We start from the raw sequence: 17,615 nt of genomic DNA on the forward strand, positions 1-17,615 counted from the left end.
GATCGTGATGGCCACGATTGAGGAGTGCCGCGCCGCACTCGAAAAGCTCTCGGACAACATGCAGCGTGCCGAAGGGGACGTCCGCACGGCCGCGACCCTGGACCGCTCGGTCAGCTGCCACATCACCGACCTGGACGTCACGTTCGCCGGCCGCATGGCGGGCGGCCGGATCCATGTCCACGACACGTTCCAGGGCCCGCCCCGTGAGAAGGCCCAGATCAGACTCAGCATGAGCGGCGACGACCTCGTCGCCCTGGTCGACGGCGAGATGCACTTCGCCAAAGCCTGGGGCTCGGGCCGGGTGAGGCTGCACGCGGGCGTGCGCGACCTGCTGGTGCTCAGGAAGCTTCTGTAGCGGCCACCTTCTTGGTGTCGGCCTTCTCGGCCTCAGCCTTCTTGAGGTCGGCCTTGTCCCCGGCCCGCGCCTGCCGCGCCGCCGGCACCACCAGCGGCGTCCCCGTCTCCGGGTCGTCGATGACCTGGCAGCGCAGCCCGAAGACCTCCTCGACCAGCTCGGCCGTGACGATGTCGTTCGGCGCACCCTCGGCGATGATCTGCCCGCCGCGCAGCGCGATGAGATGCGTGGCGTACCGGGCGGCGTGGTTGAGGTCGTGCAACACGGCCACCAGCGTGCGCCCCTGCTCCTCGTGGAGTTCGGCACACAGGTCGAGGACGTCGATCTGGTGCTGGATGTCGAGGTAGGTCGTCGGCTCGTCGAGCAGCAGCAGCGGCGTCTGCTGCGCCAGCGCCATGGCGATCCACACGCGCTGGCGCTGACCGCCCGACAATTCGTCGACATAGCGATCGGCCAGTTCGGCCACCCCGGTCTGCTCCATCGACTCCTGTACGACCCGCTCGTCCTCGGTCGACCACTGGCGCAGGATCCCCTGGTGCGGGTAGCGGCCGCGCCCCACCAGGTCGGCGACGGTGATCCCGTCGGGCGCGATCGAGGACTGCGGCAGCAGACCCAGCGTGCGCGCGACCTTCTTCGCCGGCATCGACTGGATGACCTGCCCGTCCAGCAGCACCCGGCCCTGGCTGGGCTTGAGCATCCGCGACAGCGCCCGCAGCAGCGTGGACTTGCCGCACGCGTTCGGGCCGACGATCACGGTGAAGGAGTTGTCGGGTATCTCCACCGACAGCTGCTCGGCGATGACCCGCTGGTCGTAGGCGAGGGTGACGTTGTCGGCGGACAGGCGGTTCACAGTGCTCCTTCGGTTGTTCAGCCCGTTGTTCGGCCCGCTGCTGAGGCTCGCGCTGCTGTTGCTGCCCGCGCTCATATCCGGCCCGCCTTGCGCTCGGTGACCAGCAGCCACAGCAGATATACGCCGCCGAGCACGCCCGTGACCACGCCCACGGGCATCTGGTCGGCTCCGAAGACCCGCTGGGAGACCCAGTCGGCGGTGACGAGGAGGGTGGCGCCCATGCACAGGGAGGGCAGCAGGTTCGGCCCGGGCGAGCGGGTCAGGCGCCGGGCGAGCTGCGGGGCGGTGAGCGCCACGAAGCTGACGGGACCGGCGGCGGCGGTTGCGGCCGCGGTGAGCAGCACGGCGGCCAGCATCAGCAGCAGCCGTACGCGTTCGACGCGCACCCCCAGGGCGTACGAGACGTCGTCGCCCATCTCCATCATCCGCAGCCCACGCGCATTGGCGAGGACGAGCGGCACGAGGACGGCGCACAGCGCGAGCAGCGGCCAGACCTGGGCCCAGTCCCGGCCGCTGAGGGAGCCGGTCATCCACACGACCGCGCGGGCCGCGTCGACCAGGTCGGCCTTGGTCAGCAGGTAGCCGTTGACCGCCGTCATGATCGCGGACATACCGATACCGACCAGAACCAGTCGATAACCGTGCACACCCCGCTTCCAGGCGAGCAGATAGATGGCGAGCCCGGTGGCGAGTCCGCCGACCAGTGCGCCGACGGTGACCTGCGTGGCATCCCCGGAGAGCAGGACGATCACCACGAGTGCCCCGGCCGTGGCCCCCTGTCCGAGACCGAGGATGTCCGGGCTGCCCAGCGGGTTGCGGGACAGCGCCTGGAACAGCGCACCGCCGAGGCCGAGCGAGGCACCGACCAGGAGCCCGACCAGGACCCTGGGCAGCCGCAGGTCGTTGACGATGAACTCCTGCCCCGCGTTGCCGTCGCCGACCAGCGTCTTGAGCACGTCGCCCGCCGAGATCGGGAAGTCTCCAGTGCCGATCAGCACGACGCTCGCGGCGAGCGCGGCGAGCAGCAACAGGACGACGACGGTCAGCGCCCTGACGTCCAGCCGGACGGAGAGCCCGCCCGGGGTCCGCACGGCACGGCGGGAACGGCTGGTCCGCCCTGCGGACTTCGCTTCCTTCACTGCGGTCTTCACAGTTGGGCCGTCCTCCGCCGTCGTACGAGAAAGATGAAGACCGGTCCGCCGAGGATCGCGGTGACGATGCCGACCTGGAGTTCGGAGGGCCGGGCGACGATCCGGCCGAGGACGTCGGCGCCGAGCAGCAGCACGGGCGACAGGACGGCCGCGTACGGCAGGATCCAGCGCAGGTCGGGGCCGGTGAAGGACCGTACGACGTGCGGCACCATCAGACCGACGAACACGATCGGCCCGCAGGCCGCTGTCGCGGCCCCGCACAGCACGGTCGCGGCGAGCATCGACAGCACCCGGGTGCGGTTCAGGTTGGCGCCGAGGGCCCTGGCGGTGTCGTCGCCCATCTCCATGGCGTTCAGGGGCCGGGCGAGGGCGAGCGCGAGGACCATGCCGACGACGAGGAACGGCAGCACCTGCTTGATGGTGGAGTCCGTCGCCGAGGACAGTGAACCGACCGTCCAGAAGCGCATCTTGTTGAGCGCCGCGTCGTCCATGATCATCACGGCCTGGAGATAGCCGTAGAGCGCGGCGCTGATCGCCGTACCGGCGAGCGCGAGCCGTACCGGCGTGGCACCCCGGCTGCCGCCGAGGAACCAGACCATCGCCCCGACCACGGCCGCGCCGAGGAAGGCGAACCAGACGTAGCCGCTCAGGCTCGTGATGCCGAAGAAGGTGATGGCGGTGACGACCGCGGCGGACGCGCCCGCGTTGATGCCGAGCAGACCGGGATCGGCGAGCGGGTTGCGGGTGAGCGCCTGGAGCACGGCCCCGGCGAGACCGAGGGCGGCGCCTGCAAGCAGTCCGAGCACGGTGCGCGAGATCCGGTCCTCGACCACGACGTCGCCGTAGGTCCCCGAGCTCGCGAACAAGCCGTGCCAGACCTCCCCCATGGACAGCTGTTTCGCCCCGATCGCGATGCTCGCCATCGCGACGACCACCAGAATCAGGACAGAGACGAGCAGCCCAACGGCACGTAGCACCCGTCGGGTTGGCGGCGCGGACACGGAGTCCGCGCGCTGTTCGGGAGGACTGTCGACCAACACGCAGTTAGGTTAGCCTACCCTGCTATTCAGCCACGATCCCGCTGCTCGCCCGGCGCCCGCGCGCCCGCGCCCGCCTTCGCTCCGCTGCAGTGCGGCGGCTCACAACCCCAGCCGCGCCAACGCCTTCCCCGCTTCCAGCTCGCACACACCCTCACCAGCCGCCGTCCAGGCCGCCGCGCACAACGCCCGCAGCCCGTCCAAGCCCGCACCGTCACCGTCGAGTTCCAGCCGCTCCGCCCCGGCAGTGGCCGTCCAACCACCACACCGGAAGCCGCCCCCGTCCACCACTACCTCCGGCTGCCCGGTGAGCAACCCCCGCAGATCCGCATCGACATAAGTCGGCCGGTGCTGCGGCGGCGCGGCGAGCAACTGCGCGCCATCGGTCACCCCGGTCAGGACGAGCAGCGAGTCGACGCCCCCGTTGAAAGCGCCCTCGATGTCCGTGTCCAGCCGGTCCCCGACCACCAGCGGCCGCTCTGCACCCGTCCGCAGGATCGTCTCCCGGTGCATGGGAGGCAACGGCTTGCCCGCCACCTGCGGTGCGGCGCCGGTGGCTATCCGTACGACCTCCACCGCCGCCCCGTTGCCCGGCGCGATCCCACGTCCGCTCGGAATCGTCAGGTCGGTGTTGGACGCGAACCAGGGCACCCCACGCGCGACGGCGTAAGAGGCCTCCGCGAACCGCCCCCACGGCAACTCCGGCCCGCCGTACCCCTGCACGACCGCCGCCGGATCGTCGTCCGCCGACTCCACCGGCTCCAGCCCGCGCTCCCGCAGCGCCACCCGCAGCCCCTCCCCGCCGATCACCAGCACCCGGGCGCCGGGCGGCACCTGCTCACTGATCAGCCGCGCGACCGCCTGCGCCGAGGTGATGACATCGTCCGCCCCCGTGGGTATCCCCAGCTCCGTCAGATGGACGGCCACGGCATCCGGCGTCCGCAGGGCGTTGTTCGTGACATACGCCAGATGCATCCCGCCCGCCCGGGCCACGGCCAGCGACTCGACGGCATGCACGATCGCGTGGCCCCCCGCGTACACCACACCGTCGAGGTCGAGCAGCGCCGTGTCGTACGCCTCGCTCAGGGCCTGGCCACTGCCCTCGGGCCTCGTCCTGACGCTCTGGCTCATTCCGCATCGCTCCTCGTTCGACGGCTTTCCCCGATCATCCCCCATGCCACTGACACCCGTACGATGCCGGGATGAACACAGCAGGTCACCCGGAAGCAACGGCGCGCCGAGGCCTAGAACTCACCCCGTTCCGGGGCCTTCGCTACGACCCCGACCGGGTCGGCAGCCTGGCCGCCGTGACATCCCCTCCGTACGACGTCGTCGTCCGCCCCGACGGCCTGCACCACCTCCAGGACGCGGACCCGTACAACATCGTCCGCCTGATCCTCCCCCAGGCCGACACCGCGGGCGCCCGCAACGAACAGGCCGCCAAGACCCTGCGCCGCTGGCTGTCCGAGGGCGTACTGACGGCCGACCCCGAGCCCGGCCTCTACGTCTACGAACAGCACGACGGCGACGGCATGCTGCAGCGCGGCATCATCGGCGCCCTGCGTGTCACGGAGCCGTCGGAGGGCCTGGTCCTGCCGCACGAGGACGTCATGCCACACGTCGTCGCCGACCGAGCGGCCCTGATGCGCGCCACCTCGGCGAACCTCGAGCCCCTGCTCCTGACCTACCGCGGCAACGGCACGGCGGCCGACGCGACCGCCGTCATCGAGCGCACGATCGAGTGCCCGCCGCTCCTCTCGACCACCACGGAGGACGGCTTCAGCCACCGCCTGTGGTCGATCACCGACCCCGCCGACCTGGCCCGCGTCCAGTCAGACCTGACGCGCCACCAGGCCCTGATCGCCGACGGCCACCACCGCTGGGCGACGTATCGCCGTCTACGCGCGGAGCACCCCTCACCCAGCGCCTGGGACTACGGCCTGGTCCTCCTCGTGGACACGGCCCGCTACCCCCTCCGCGTCCGCGCCATCCACCGTCTCCTGCACGGCCTGCCGGTGCCGGAGGCCCTCGCCGCCCTCGCCGGCCTGTTCCGCGTACGCCGCCTCGAAGTCCCCCTGTCCGGGGCGCTGGAGGCTTTGGCCGACGCGGCCTGCGCAGGCAACGCCTTCCTCCTCGCCGGAGACGGCGCCTTCCACCTCGTCGACCACCCGGAGCCGGCCCTCCTCGCCCGCACGGTCCCCACCGACCGCCCGGCCGCCTGGCGCACCCTGGACGCAACGGTCCTGCACGCCACGCTCCTGGCCGAGATCTGGCACATCCCCGAGGACGACCCCACCCGCATCGCCTACATCCACGACACCGCCGCCACCGTCGACAAGGCGGAACGCGACGGCGGTACGGCCGTCCTCATGCACCCCGTCCGCGAGGACGTCGTACGCGACCTCGCCCGCCAGGGCGTCACCATGCCCCGCAAGTCGACGTCCTTCGGCCCGAAACCGGCCTCGGGCCTGGTCCTACGCGCCCTGGACCTCTGAACGCCGAAGGGCGGGACCCCAGCCCGGGATCCCGCCCTTCACCTCACGCGCCACTCACTCCTCGCGGCCCTCATCGGGCCCGCCCGGAGCCTGCTGACCGCCGTGCCCCTCGGTCTCGGTCTCGGTCTCGCTCTCGCTTTCCCCGTCGTTCTCGCCCTCGCTCTCGTCGAAGGCGTCGACGAACTCGACACCGTCCAACTCGGCGAGCCGGTCGGAGGCATCGGTGCTGCCGTCCTTGTCGGCCTCGACGGCCTTGGCGAACCACTCCCGCGCCTCACCCTGCCGCCCGGCCGCGAGCAACGCATCGGCATACGCGTACCGCAGCCGCGCGGTCCACGGCTGTACGGCGTTGGAGGCGAGCTCGGGGCTCTGCAGCGTCACGATGGCCGCGTCCAGCTGCCCCAGGTCACGCCGGGCGCCGGCCGCGACGAGCCGCATCTCGACCTGCCCGGCCTTGTCCAGCTTGTGCACCTCGGGCGCCCCGGCCATGTCCAGCGCCTTCTCCGGCCGCCCGAGCCCACGCTCGCAGTCAGCCATGAGCGGCCACAGATCCACGGTCCCGGTCATCCGCCGCGCGGCCCGGAACTCAGCGAGCGCCTCGGCGTACTTCTGGTTCGCGTACGCCGCGAACCCGGCCGCCTCACGTACGGCCGCGACACGCGACGCCAGCCGCAGGGCCACCCTGGAGTAGCCGTAAGCGCCCTCGGGGTCCTCGTCGATGAGCCGCGCGACCATCACCAGGTTCTTGGCGACGTCCTCCGCGAGCGTCTTCGGCAGGCTCAACAGCTCCTGTCGTACGTCCTGATCGATCTCGTCGCCCGTAACGTCCTCCGGGATCGGCAGCCGCTTGATCGGCTCGCGGTCCCGATCCCGGTCGTCACGGAATCGGCTGTCACCGCCGCGCCGGTCGTCGCGTCCCCGGAAGCCTCCGGGACGGCCGCCACGATCGTCACGCCGAGGGCCGCCGCGTCCGCCACGGTCGTCACGGCCACGGAACCCACCGCGCTCGCCCCGGCTGTCGTCCCGACGGAAACCACCACGGTCGCCGTCCCGGCGCTCCCCACGGTCGTCACGACGGAAGGGCGGGCGCTCTCCTCGGTCGTCACGACGGAACGAGGGACGGTCCCCACGGTCTCCACGGTCGTCACGCCGGAACGGCGGACGCTCGCCTCCGCGGTCCCCACGGTCGTCCCGACGGAAGCCGCGGTCCCGGTCGTCACTACGGAAGCCCCGGTCGCGGTCGTCCCTGCGGTCGTCACGGCGACCGTAGCCACCACGATCGGCACCACCACGGTTGTCGTCCCGCCGGTCGTCCCGCCGGTCGTCCCGACGGAAACCGCCGCGGTCGCCGCGGTCGCCGCGCTCATCGCCCCGGCGTTCGTCCCGACGGCCGTACCCGCCGCCCCGGTTGTCGTCGCGTCGGAACCCACCACGGTCGCCTTCGCGCCGCTCGCCGCGATCGTCACGGCGGAAAGAGGGACGGTCCCCACGATCTCCGCGGTCATCACGGCGGAAGGAGGGACGGTCCCCACGATCTCCGCGGTCGTCCCGACGGAAGCCGCGGTCACGGTCGCGATCGTCCCGACGCGGCCCACGGTCACGGTCGTCTCGCTGGAATGCCGGACGGGGGCCACGGTCGCCCTCACGCCGATCGTCACGCCGGCCGTACCCACCGCCCCGGTTGTCGCCCCGGTTGTCGTCCCGACGGAAACCTCCACGGTCACCGCGGTCGTCACGCGGGCGGTCGTCACGCCGACCGTGTCCGCCGCGGTTGTCGTCGCGGCGGCCATAGCCACCGCGATCCGAACCACCGCGGTTGTCATCGCGCCGGTCGTCCCGACGGAAACCGCCACGGTCACCGCGGTCACCCTGGCCACCGCGGCCTCCGCGGAAACCGCCACGGTCTCCACGGTCGCCGCGGTCACCACTGTCCCGTCGCCGCTGGTCGCGCTCCGGTCGATCGTCGGGAGAGTTGGTGGACATCGGTGACTCCTGTCTTCGGTACCGCAAGTCATTCTCGCGCAGCCGGCTACCCGGCGCGCTCCGGAAAAACAAAAAAGGACCTCTGGTCCCAGCTTGACGCTGGGACCAGAGGTCCTCCAAAGATTGTTCGGCGGCGTCCTACTCTCCCACAGGGTCCCCCCTGCAGTACCATCGGCGCTGTAAGGCTTAGCTTCCGGGTTCGGAATGTAACCGGGCGTTTCCCTCACGCTATAACCACCGAAACCCTAATGGTTTCGAGCGAACAAGCACACTCTTCTGTTGTCTGTTCTACTCAAAAAACCGGCAACGGTCGTTGCCTCAGAACTAACACAGTGGACGCGAGCAACTGAGGACAAGCCCTCGGCCTATTAGTACCGGTCACCTCCACACGTTACCGTGCTTCCAGATCCGGCCTATCAACCCAGTCGTCTACTGGGAGCCTTACCCCATCAAGTGGGTGGGAGTCCTCATCTCGAAGCAGGCTTCCCGCTTAGATGCTTTCAGCGGTTATCCCTCCCGAACGTAGCCAACCAGCCATGCCCTTGGCAGAACAACTGGCACACCAGAGGTTCGTCCGTCCCGGTCCTCTCGTACTAGGGACAGCCCTTCTCAAGACTCCTACGCGCACAGCGGATAGGGACCGAACTGTCTCACGACGTTCTAAACCCAGCTCGCGTACCGCTTTAATGGGCGAACAGCCCAACCCTTGGGACCGACTCCAGCCCCAGGATGCGACGAGCCGACATCGAGGTGCCAAACCATCCCGTCGATATGGACTCTTGGGGAAGATCAGCCTGTTATCCCCGGGGTACCTTTTATCCGTTGAGCGACGGCGCTTCCACAAGCCACCGCCGGATCACTAGTCCCGACTTTCGTCCCTGCTCGACCCGTCGGTCTCACAGTCAAGCTCCCTTGTGCACTTACACTCAACACCTGATTGCCAACCAGGCTGAGGGAACCTTTGGGCGCCTCCGTTACTCTTTAGGAGGCAACCGCCCCAGTTAAACTACCCATCAGACACTGTCCCTGATCCGGATCACGGACCCAGGTTAGACATCCAGCACGACCAGAGTGGTATTTCAACGACGACTCCACGAACACTGGCGTGCCCGCTTCAAAGTCTCCCACCTATCCTACACAAGCCGAACCGAACACCAATATCAAACTGTAGTAAAGGTCCCGGGGTCTTTCCGTCCTGCTGCGCGAAACGAGCATCTTTACTCGTAGTGCAATTTCACCGGGCCTATGGTTGAGACAGTCGAGAAGTCGTTACGCCATTCGTGCAGGTCGGAACTTACCCGACAAGGAATTTCGCTACCTTAGGATGGTTATAGTTACCACCGCCGTTTACTGGCGCTTAAGTTCTCAGCTTCGCCACCCCGAAGAGTGACTAACCGGTCCCCTTAACGTTCCAGCACCGGGCAGGCGTCAGTCCGTATACATCGCCTTACGGCTTCGCACGGACCTGTGTTTTTAGTAAACAGTCGCTTCTCGCTGGTCTCTGCGGCCACCCCCAGCTCGAGGAGCAAGTCCTCTCACCAAGCGTGGCCCCCCTTCTCCCGAAGTTACGGGGGCATTTTGCCGAGTTCCTTAACCATAGTTCACCCGAACGCCTCGGTATTCTCTACCTGACCACCTGAGTCGGTTTAGGGTACGGGCCGCCATGAAACTCGCTAGAGGCTTTTCTCGACAGCATAGGATCATCCACTTCACCACAATCGGCTCGGCATCAGGTCTCAGCCTTGATGAGCAGCGGATTTACCTACCACTCGGCCTACACCCTTACCCCGGGACAACCACCGCCCGGGATGGACTACCTTCCTGCGTCACCCCATCACTCACCTACTACAGGTCTGGTTCGTCGGCTCCACCACTCCCCTTTGCCCGAAGGCTCCGGGGCGGCTTCACGGACTTAGCATCGCCCGGTTCGATGTTTGACGCTTCACAGCGGGTACCGGAATATCAACCGGTTATCCATCGACTACGCCTGTCGGCCTCGCCTTAGGTCCCGACTTACCCTGGGCAGATCAGCTTGACCCAGGAACCCTTAGTCAATCGGCGCACACGTTTCTCACGTGTGAATCGCTACTCATGCCTGCATTCTCACTCGTGAACCGTCCACAACTACCTTCCGGTGCTGCTTCACCCGGCACACGACGCTCCCCTACCCATCACGATCCCCGTTGGGGGTACATATCGCAATGACACGACTTCGGCGGTACGCTTGAGCCCCGCTACATTGTCGGCGCGGAATCACTAGACCAGTGAGCTATTACGCACTCTTTCAAGGGTGGCTGCTTCTAAGCCAACCTCCTGGTTGTCTCTGCGACTCCACATCCTTTCCCACTTAGCGTACGCTTAGGGGCCTTAGTCGATGCTCTGGGCTGTTTCCCTCTCGACCATGGAGCTTATCCCCCACAGTCTCACTGCCGCGCTCTCACTTACCGGCATTCGGAGTTTGGCTAAGGTCAGTAACCCGGTAGGGCCCATCGCCTATCCAGTGCTCTACCTCCGGCAAGAAACACACGACGCTGCACCTAAATGCATTTCGGGGAGAACCAGCTATCACGGAGTTTGATTGGCCTTTCACCCCTAACCACAGGTCATCCCCCAGGTTTTCAACCCTGGTGGGTTCGGTCCTCCACGAAGTCTTACCTCCGCTTCAACCTGCCCATGGCTAGATCACTCCGCTTCGGGTCTTGAGCGCGCTACTATACCGCCCTATTCGGACTCGCTTTCGCTACGGCTTCCCCACACGGGTTAACCTCGCAACACACCGCAAACTCGCAGGCTCATTCTTCAAAAGGCACGCAGTCACGAGAATGTGCAAGCACATTCCGACGCTCCCACGGCTTGTAGGCACACGGTTTCAGGTACTATTTCACTCCCCTCCCGGGGTACTTTTCACCATTCCCTCACGGTACTATCCGCTATCGGTCACCAGGGAATATTTAGGCTTAGCGGGTGGTCCCGCCAGATTCACACGGGATTTCTCGGGCCCCGTGCTACTTGGGTGTCTCTCAAACGAGCCGCTGACGTTTCGACTACGGGGGTCTTACCCTCTACGCCGGACCTTTCGCATGTCCTTCGCCTACATCAACGGTTTCTGACTCGTCTCACGGCCGGCAGACCGTGAAAGAGAGATCCCACAACCCCGCATACGCAACCCCTGCCGGGTCTCACACGTATACGGTTTAGCCTCATCCAGTTTCGCTCGCCACTACTCCCGGAATCACGGTTGTTTTCTCTTCCTGCGGGTACTGAGATGTTTCACTTCCCCGCGTTCCCTCCACATACCCTATGTGTTCAGGTATGGGTGACAGCCCATGACGACTGCCGGGTTTCCCCATTCGGAAACCCCCGGATCAAAGCCTGGTTGACGACTCCCCGGGGACTATCGTGGCCTCCCACGTCCTTCATCGGTTCCTGGTGCCAAGGCATCCACCGTGCGCCCTTAAAAACTTGGCCACAGATGCTCGCGTCCACTGTGCAGTTCTCAAACAACGACCAACCACCCATCACCCTGCCCCTTGAGGCAAGTTCACTGGGGTCGGCATCACGAGGGGGTTCATTCCCTCAGATACCCAACAGCGTGCCCGACACCCTCGCCACTCGTGATCAGCGTTCCACACTCCGAAGAGCAGTACTAACAGCCCGAGATGACTGACGGTGCCGAATAATCAACGTTCCACCCATGAGCAACCAGCATCAGACATTCGCTGATGTACTGGCCTCTGACCTCACCCCGAAGGGATCGGTAAGAAGTGCTCCTTAGAAAGGAGGTGATCCAGCCGCACCTTCCGGTACGGCTACCTTGTTACGACTTCGTCCCAATCGCCAGTCCCACCTTCGACAGCTCCCTCCCCACAAGGGGGTTGGGCCACCGGCTTCGGGTGTTACCGACTTTCGTGACGTGACGGGCGGTGTGTACAAGGCCCGGGAACGTATTCACCGCAGCAATGCTGATCTGCGATTACTAGCAACTCCGACTTCATGGGGTCGAGTTGCAGACCCCAATCCGAACTGAGACAGGCTTTTTGAGATTCGCTCCACCTCACGGTATCGCAGCTCATTGTACCTGCCATTGTAGCACGTGTGCAGCCCAAGACATAAGGGGCATGATGACTTGACGTCGTCCCCACCTTCCTCCGAGTTGACCCCGGCGGTCTCCTGTGAGTCCCCATCACCCCGAAGGGCATGCTGGCAACACAGGACAAGGGTTGCGCTCGTTGCGGGACTTAACCCAACATCTCACGACACGAGCTGACGACAGCCATGCACCACCTGTACACCGACCACAAGGGGGCGACCATCTCTGGCCGTTTCCGGTGTATGTCAAGCCTTGGTAAGGTTCTTCGCGTTGCGTCGAATTAAGCCACATGCTCCGCTGCTTGTGCGGGCCCCCGTCAATTCCTTTGAGTTTTAGCCTTGCGGCCGTACTCCCCAGGCGGGGAACTTAATGCGTTAGCTGCGGCACCGACGACGTGGAATGTCGCCAACACCTAGTTCCCACCGTTTACGGCGTGGACTACCAGGGTATCTAATCCTGTTCGCTCCCCACGCTTTCGCTCCTCAGCGTCAGTAATGGCCCAGAGATCCGCCTTCGCCACCGGTGTTCCTCCTGATATCTGCGCATTTCACCGCTACACCAGGAATTCCGATCTCCCCTACCACACTCTAGCTAGCCCGTATCGAATGCAGACCCGGGGTTAAGCCCCGGGCTTTCACACCCGACGTGACAAGCCGCCTACGAGCTCTTTACGCCCAATAATTCCGGACAACGCTTGCGCCCTACGTATTACCGCGGCTGCTGGCACGTAGTTAGCCGGCGCTTCTTCTGCAGGTACCGTCACTTTCGCTTCTTCCCTGCTGAAAGAGGTTTACAACCCGAAGGCCGTCATCCCTCACGCGGCGTCGCTGCATCAGGCTTTCGCCCATTGTGCAATATTCCCCACTGCTGCCTCCCGTAGGAGTCTGGGCCGTGTCTCAGTCCCAGTGTGGCCGGTCGCCCTCTCAGGCCGGCTACCCGTCGTCGCCTTGGTGAGCCATTACCTCACCAACAAGCTGATAGGCCGCGGGCTCATCCTGCACCGCCGGAGCTTTCAACCACCACAGATGCCTGCGGTAGTGATATCCGGTATTAGACCCCGTTTCCAGGGCTTGTCCCAGAGTGCAGGGCAGATTGCCCACGTGTTACTCACCCGTTCGCCACTAATCCCCACCGAAGTGGTTCATCGTTCGACTTGCATGTGTTAAGCACGCCGCCAGCGTTCGTCCTGAGCCAGGATCAAACTCTCCGTGAATGTTTTCCCGTAATCGGGACGACACCACGAGAGCGGAACAGCCAGGCGGAATAAGCCCGGCCGTTCACAGCGTCCTCGCTGTGTTTTTTCAAAGGAACCTCGTCCCGACCGCGATGGCCGGAGACGGGGTATCAACATATCTGGCGTTGATTTTTGGCACGCTGTTGAGTTCTCAAGGAACGGACGCTTCCTTTGTACTCACCCTCTCGGGCTTTCCTCCGGGCGCTTCCCTTCGTTCTTGCGTTTCCGACTCTATCAGATCTTTTTCCGATCCGATTCCCTGTCAGCGGGATTGCCGTGAGGCTCTGGGCTTTCGCCCGTCGGCCTTTCGACATTCACTACGTTAGCCGATTCCCCCGCTCGATTCATAATCGGGGTTCTGCGGACCCGAATTCCGGCATGCGGGCACGCCGAATTGGACCCCGCTGAGGGGCGTTCGTAGGTAGTGGTTTTGCCGCTCCGGCTGCTGACCTCGCAGTACCCGGTTCAGCGGCTCGGGCTACGTTACGCGCCTCGCCTAGGCGCGTCAACTTCGGCGGCGCCTCGGGACGTGGGCCCGATAGGGGCTCACCGTGGGGTCGTTGGCGATCCAGTAGCGCCAGGGGTGGACGTCCCCGTTGCCGCCGTCGCCTGCCACGCCGGTGCGTGGGCCGTTACGTACCTGGTCGGAGGGGACTGGGGTGCCGGTGAGGACCCTCAGCGGGGTCTCGCCGGTGGCGCACGCGTCCGTGCCGTCCAGGGACCGGTCCACGTCCAGGGCGGTGGCCAGGCGGGCCGGGCCTTTGGCCAGTTCCTTGTCGTTGCGGGCCGAGACCCGACGTTTGCGGGCGAGCTCGGCGCCCTCGACGATCTCGCCGGCGCGCAGCAGGACCGCGCTCGCCTGGCCGTCGGGGCCGCACACCAGGTTCATGCAGTGCCACATGCCGTAGGTGAAGTAGACATAGACGTGTCCGGGGGGACCGAACATCACCTCGTTGCGGGCGGTGCGGCCGCGATAGGCGTGGGAGCCGGGGTCGTTCGGGCCGTCGTAGGCCTCGACCTCCGTGAGGCGGAGGGTGATCGGACCGTCCGGGGTGGTGCGTACGAGGATGCGGCCCAAGAGGTCGGGGGCGACTTCCAGGATGGGCCGGTCGAAGAAGTTCCTGGGAAGGGGCGTACGGTCGGGGGTCACGATCATGCCGTCCGAGGGTAGTGCAGACGGGTGGTCGCAACGGGGTGGTCAGGGGGCGTTCGCCTTGCCAGGGTGGGGCGCGGAACCGGCCACGGCCGGATCGCGTTTGTAGGGATCAAGGATCCACTCTGAAAAGAGGAGAGTCATGGCGTTCAAGAAGCTGCTCGCGAGCCTGGGGGCCGGCGGGGCTTCGGTCGAGACGGTGCTGACTGAGGTCAACGTCGTTCCGGGCGGTGTCGTCCAGGGTGAGGTGCGGATTCAGGGCGGGTCCGTCAAGCAGGACATCGAGGGCCTGTCCGTGGGCCTGCAGGCGCGCGTCGAGGTCGAGAGCCAGGACTCGGAGTACAAGCAGGACATCGAGTTCACGAAGATGCAGCTCGGTGGTGCCTTCGAGCTGCAGGCCGGGGGCGTGCACGCGGTGCCCTTCGGGCTGGAGATCCCGTGGGAGACGCCGATCACGACGATCGACGGTCAGACGCTGCGCGGCATGAACATCGGTGTGACGACGGAGCTGGCGATCGCGCGGGCCGTGGACTCCACCGACCTGGACCCGATCAACGTGCACCCGCTGCCCGCGCAGAAGGCGATCCTCGACGCCTTCATCCAGCTGGGCTTCCGCTTCAAGAACGCGGACATGGAGCGCGGCCACATCCGGGGGACGCGGCAGAAGCTGCCGTTCTACCAGGAGATCGAGTTCTTCCCGCCGCAGCAGTACCGCGGTATCAACCAGGTCGAGTTGAGCTTCGTCGCGGACGAGCACACGATGGACGTCGTTCTGGAAATGGACAAGAAGCCGGGGCTGTTCAGCTCGGGCAGCGACACCTTCCGGTCGTTCCAAGTGGGTATGAACGACTTCCAGGGGACCGACTGGGCGGCGTATCTCAACCAGTGGCTGTCCGAGGTCGGCAGCAAGCGCAACTGGTCCTAGGCTCGGAGCTACTGATTCCGCTGTTCCCTCAGGAGGTATCGACGTGACCGAGCTCAAGAGGCGGCCGCTGCCCCACGACTTCCATCCGCCCGTGCCGTCCTTCACGGTCACGAGCGAGGACGTCGAGCAAGGCGGGACCCTCAAGGACGCTCAGGTCTACGCGGCCGGCAACACCTCGCCGCAGCTGCGCTGGGAGGGCTTCCCGGCCGAGACCAAGAGCTTCGCCGTGACCTGCTACGACCCCGACGCCCCTACGGGGAGCGGGTTCTGGCACTGGGTCGCCTTCGACATCCCGGTCTCGGTGACCGAGCTGCCGGCGGGGGCGGGCAGCGGCAAGTTCGAGGGGCTGCCGGAGGGTGCCGTACAGGCGCGGAACGACTATGGGTCGAAGGACTTCGGTGGTGCCGCGCCGCCTCCCGGGGACGGGCCGCACCGCTATGTGTTCACGGTGTACGCCGTGGACCAGGAGAAGCTCGGTCCGGACTCGGACGCCAGCCCGGCCGTCGTCGGCTTCAATCTGCGGTTCCACGCGATCGCGCGTGCCCACGTGATCGGTGAGTACGAGGTACCTGCCGAAGCCTGACGCTCATGGAACGTTTGCCCGCCCCTGGTCATGGAAGTGATCAGGGGCGGGCATTTTTTATTTCGTTGTCCATCTCGGCGTGCCCGGCCAGAGTTGATCCCAGTCCGCCAGGGGGTGGGCAGGTGCACACGGGAGGTGGGCTGCAATGCGGGACACGCTGGTACTGAACGCGAGCTTCGAGCCGCTGTCGACGGTGACGTTGAATCGAGCCGTCGTTCTGGTGCTCCAGGACAAGGCCGTCGTCGAGCAGGCCCACCCCGAACTGCGTATGCGGGGAGCCGAGGTCGACATACCTGCGCCCCGGGTGATCAGGCTGTGCAGGTACGTACGGGTGCCGTTCCGAAGACAAGCGCCGTGGTCGAGGCGGGGTGTGCTGGTGCGGGACCGGCACCGGTGCGCGTACTGCGGGCGCAGGGCGACGACTGTGGACCATGTGGTGCCGCGGTCGCGGGGTGGGCAGGACACGTGGCTGAATACGGTCGCCTCGTGTGCGGAGGACAATCATCGGAAGGCCGACCGGACGCCTGAGCAGGCGGGTATGCCGTTGCTTCGGGAGCCGTTCGAGCCGACGCCGGCGGATGCGATGTTGCTGGCGCTGGGGGCGGATGACCTTGCTGCGCTGCCGGATTGGCTGGCACTGGATGCTGCGTAACTGATCGCCGGGGGACCTCGAGTTGCTCGTTGGCTGCGGGTGGTTCGTGGCTGGTCGCGCAGTTCCCCGCGCCCCTGACGGCGTTTGGGGCCCGCCTTCGTCAGAAGGCGGGCCCCTTTGTCGTACGACAGAATCCGCGTCAGTCGATGGACGGCTTCTCTCGGCGTTCCGTGCCCGAGCCGCTGTTGCCGGAGGATCCGTTGCCCGAACCGCCGCCCAGGCCGCCGAGGTTGCCCATGGCGCCGGAGAGGCCCTTCAAGGCGTCGCCGATTTCGCTGGGGACGATCCAGAGCTTGTTGGCGTCGCCTTCGGCGATCTTGGGGAGCATCTGGAGGTACTGGTAGCTGAGGAGCTTCTGGTCCGGGTCGCCGGCGTGGATCGCTTCGAAGACCGTGCGGACTGCCTGGGCTTCGCCTTCCGCGCGCAGGGCGGCGGCCTTGGCCTCACCTTCGGCGCGCAGGATCTGGGACTGCTTCTCGCCTTCGGCGGTGAGGATGGCGGCCTGACGCGTACCTTCGGCGGTGAGGATCGCGGCGCGCTTGTCACGGTCGGCGCGCATCTGCTTCTCCATCGAGTCCTGGATGGAGGTCGGGGGCTCGATCGCCTTGAGCTCCACGCGGTTGACGCGGATGCCCCACTTGCCCGTCGCCTCGTCCAGGACGCCGCGCAGGGCCGCGTTGATCTCCTCGCGGGAGGTCAGGGTCCGCTCCAGGTCCATGCCACCGATGATGTTGCGGAGCGTGGTGACGGTGAGCTGCTCGATCGCCTGGATGTAGCTGGCGACTTCGTAGGTGGCGGCGCGGGCGTCGGTCACCTGGTAGTAGATGACCGTGTCGATGTTCACGACCAGGTTGTCCTGGGTGATCACCGGCTGCGGCGGGAACGGTACGACCTGTTCACGCAGGTCGATGCGGTTGCGGATGGTGTCGATGAACGGGACCACGATATTGAGGCCCGCGTTGAGTGTCCGCGTGTAACGGCCGAACCGTTCGACGATGGCCGCACTCGCCTGTGGGATGACCTGGATCGTCTTGATCAGGGCGATGAAGACCAACACCACCAGAATGATCAAGACGATGATGACCGGTTCCATCGTCGTTTCCCCGT

Annotated in this window: 13 protein-coding genes and 3 rRNA genes; 5 read left to right on the forward strand and 11 right to left on the reverse strand. The window is 66.0% G+C overall.

Going from position 1 to position 17,615, the window contains the following annotated elements; all coding sequences use genetic code 11:
- Positions 1-7: 7 nt before the first annotated feature.
- Positions 8-355 carry a sterol-binding protein gene (locus PBV52_RS09745; protein WP_274237904.1) on the forward strand — a complete coding sequence of 116 codons (348 nt, stop codon included), beginning with the start codon at positions 8-10 and terminating at the stop codon, positions 353-355.
- On the opposite strand, the gene PBV52_RS09750 is transcribed toward PBV52_RS09745, so the two are convergent.
- From PBV52_RS09750 to PBV52_RS09765, 4 genes are all read right to left on the reverse strand, one after another.
- A complete protein-coding gene (locus tag PBV52_RS09750; RefSeq protein ID WP_274237905.1) occupies positions 339-1,280 on the reverse strand; it encodes an ABC transporter ATP-binding protein in 942 nt (313 codons plus the stop codon). The two genes, PBV52_RS09745 and PBV52_RS09750, sit on opposite strands and share 17 nt — an antisense overlap.
- Positions 1,277-2,356 (reverse strand): iron chelate uptake ABC transporter family permease subunit, encoded by a 1,080-nt coding sequence (locus PBV52_RS09755; protein ID WP_274237906.1) that lies wholly within the window; start codon positions 2,354-2,356, stop codon positions 1,277-1,279. Before PBV52_RS09755 ends, PBV52_RS09750 begins: the two co-directional genes overlap by 4 nt.
- Positions 2,353-3,396 carry an iron ABC transporter permease gene (locus PBV52_RS09760; protein ID WP_274237907.1) on the reverse strand — a complete coding sequence of 348 codons (1,044 nt, stop codon included), beginning with the start codon at positions 3,394-3,396 and terminating at the stop codon, positions 2,353-2,355. Before PBV52_RS09760 ends, PBV52_RS09755 begins: the two co-directional genes overlap by 4 nt.
- A 99-nt stretch (positions 3,397-3,495) precedes the next feature.
- On the reverse strand, positions 3,496-4,524 hold the full coding sequence (locus PBV52_RS09765) for an HAD hydrolase-like protein (RefSeq protein WP_274237908.1): 1,029 nt from the start codon (positions 4,522-4,524) through the stop codon (positions 3,496-3,498).
- A gap of 71 nt (positions 4,525-4,595) precedes the next feature.
- Between PBV52_RS09765 and PBV52_RS09770 the strand changes: the two genes are divergently transcribed.
- Positions 4,596-5,888: a DUF1015 domain-containing protein gene (locus PBV52_RS09770; RefSeq protein ID WP_274237909.1), complete on the forward strand. Its 1,293-nt coding sequence runs from the start codon at positions 4,596-4,598 to the stop codon at positions 5,886-5,888.
- A gap of 54 nt (positions 5,889-5,942) precedes the next feature.
- Here the strand turns inward: PBV52_RS09770 and PBV52_RS09775 are convergent, their stop codons facing one another.
- The 6 genes from PBV52_RS09775 to PBV52_RS09800 form a co-directional block, all read right to left on the reverse strand.
- Entirely contained in the window at positions 5,943-6,731 is a 789-nt protein-coding gene (locus PBV52_RS09775; RefSeq protein WP_274249345.1) for a hypothetical protein, read from the reverse strand.
- Positions 6,668-7,813, reverse strand: coding sequence for a hypothetical protein (locus PBV52_RS09780; protein WP_274250020.1), 1,146 nt, complete (start codon positions 7,811-7,813; stop codon positions 6,668-6,670). The genes PBV52_RS09775 and PBV52_RS09780 overlap by 64 nt, the downstream gene beginning before the upstream one ends.
- A 183-nt stretch (positions 7,814-7,996) precedes the next feature.
- Positions 7,997-8,113: ribosomal RNA gene (gene rrf / locus PBV52_RS09785) — 5S ribosomal RNA — on the reverse strand.
- A gap of 106 nt (positions 8,114-8,219) precedes the next feature.
- A 23S ribosomal RNA gene (locus tag PBV52_RS09790) occupies positions 8,220-11,339 on the reverse strand.
- A 307-nt stretch (positions 11,340-11,646) separates the two neighbouring features.
- A 16S ribosomal RNA gene (locus tag PBV52_RS09795) occupies positions 11,647-13,174 on the reverse strand.
- The 16S, 23S and 5S rRNA genes sit together here, the layout of an rRNA operon.
- Positions 13,175-13,700: 526 nt before the next feature.
- Positions 13,701-14,351, reverse strand: coding sequence for a DNA-3-methyladenine glycosylase (locus PBV52_RS09800; protein WP_274237910.1), 651 nt, complete (start codon positions 14,349-14,351; stop codon positions 13,701-13,703).
- A gap of 139 nt (positions 14,352-14,490) precedes the next feature.
- Between PBV52_RS09800 and PBV52_RS09805 the strand changes: the two genes are divergently transcribed.
- The 3 genes from PBV52_RS09805 (at position 14,491) to PBV52_RS09815 (ending at position 16,508) form a co-directional block, all read left to right on the forward strand.
- Complete coding sequence (locus PBV52_RS09805) at positions 14,491-15,273, forward strand: sporulation protein (protein ID WP_274237911.1); 783 nt, start codon at positions 14,491-14,493, stop codon at positions 15,271-15,273.
- Positions 15,274-15,316: 43 nt separating this feature from the next.
- On the forward strand, positions 15,317-15,856 hold the full coding sequence (locus PBV52_RS09810) for a YbhB/YbcL family Raf kinase inhibitor-like protein (protein WP_274237912.1): 540 nt from the start codon (positions 15,317-15,319) through the stop codon (positions 15,854-15,856).
- A gap of 145 nt (positions 15,857-16,001) precedes the next feature.
- The gene (locus PBV52_RS09815) at positions 16,002-16,508 is read left to right on the forward strand and encodes an HNH endonuclease (protein ID WP_274237913.1); all 507 of its coding nucleotides are present in this window, start codon (positions 16,002-16,004) and stop codon (positions 16,506-16,508) included.
- A 139-nt stretch (positions 16,509-16,647) separates the two neighbouring features.
- On the opposite strand, the gene PBV52_RS09820 is transcribed toward PBV52_RS09815, so the two are convergent.
- Positions 16,648-17,601 (reverse strand): SPFH domain-containing protein, encoded by a 954-nt coding sequence (locus tag PBV52_RS09820; protein WP_274237914.1) that lies wholly within the window; start codon positions 17,599-17,601, stop codon positions 16,648-16,650.
- Between the last annotated feature and the right edge of the window lie 14 nt (positions 17,602-17,615).

Origin of the sequence: Streptomyces sp. T12 (genome assembly GCF_028736035.1) — a bacterium.
Taxonomy (GTDB): Bacteria; Actinomycetota; Actinomycetes; order Streptomycetales; family Streptomycetaceae; genus Streptomyces.

Excerpts from the sequence above, each read along its gene's own strand:
- PBV52_RS09815 (WP_274237913.1), top strand. The coding sequence starts at position 16,002 with ATGCGGGACACGCTGGTACTGAACGCGAGCTTCGAGCCGCTGTCGACG.
- PBV52_RS09820 (WP_274237914.1), bottom strand. The coding sequence starts at position 17,601 with ATGGAACCGGTCATCATCGTCTTGATCATTCTGGTGGTGTTGGTCTTC.
- PBV52_RS09765 (WP_274237908.1), bottom strand. The coding sequence starts at position 4,524 with ATGAGCCAGAGCGTCAGGACGAGGCCCGAGGGCAGTGGCCAGGCCCTG.
- PBV52_RS09770 (WP_274237909.1), top strand. The coding sequence starts at position 4,596 with ATGAACACAGCAGGTCACCCGGAAGCAACGGCGCGCCGAGGCCTAGAA.
- PBV52_RS09745 (WP_274237904.1), top strand. The coding sequence starts at position 8 with ATGGCCACGATTGAGGAGTGCCGCGCCGCACTCGAAAAGCTCTCGGAC.
- PBV52_RS09800 (WP_274237910.1), bottom strand. The coding sequence starts at position 14,351 with ATGATCGTGACCCCCGACCGTACGCCCCTTCCCAGGAACTTCTTCGAC.
- PBV52_RS09750 (WP_274237905.1), bottom strand. The coding sequence starts at position 1,280 with ATGAGCGCGGGCAGCAACAGCAGCGCGAGCCTCAGCAGCGGGCCGAAC.
- PBV52_RS09805 (WP_274237911.1), top strand. The coding sequence starts at position 14,491 with ATGGCGTTCAAGAAGCTGCTCGCGAGCCTGGGGGCCGGCGGGGCTTCG.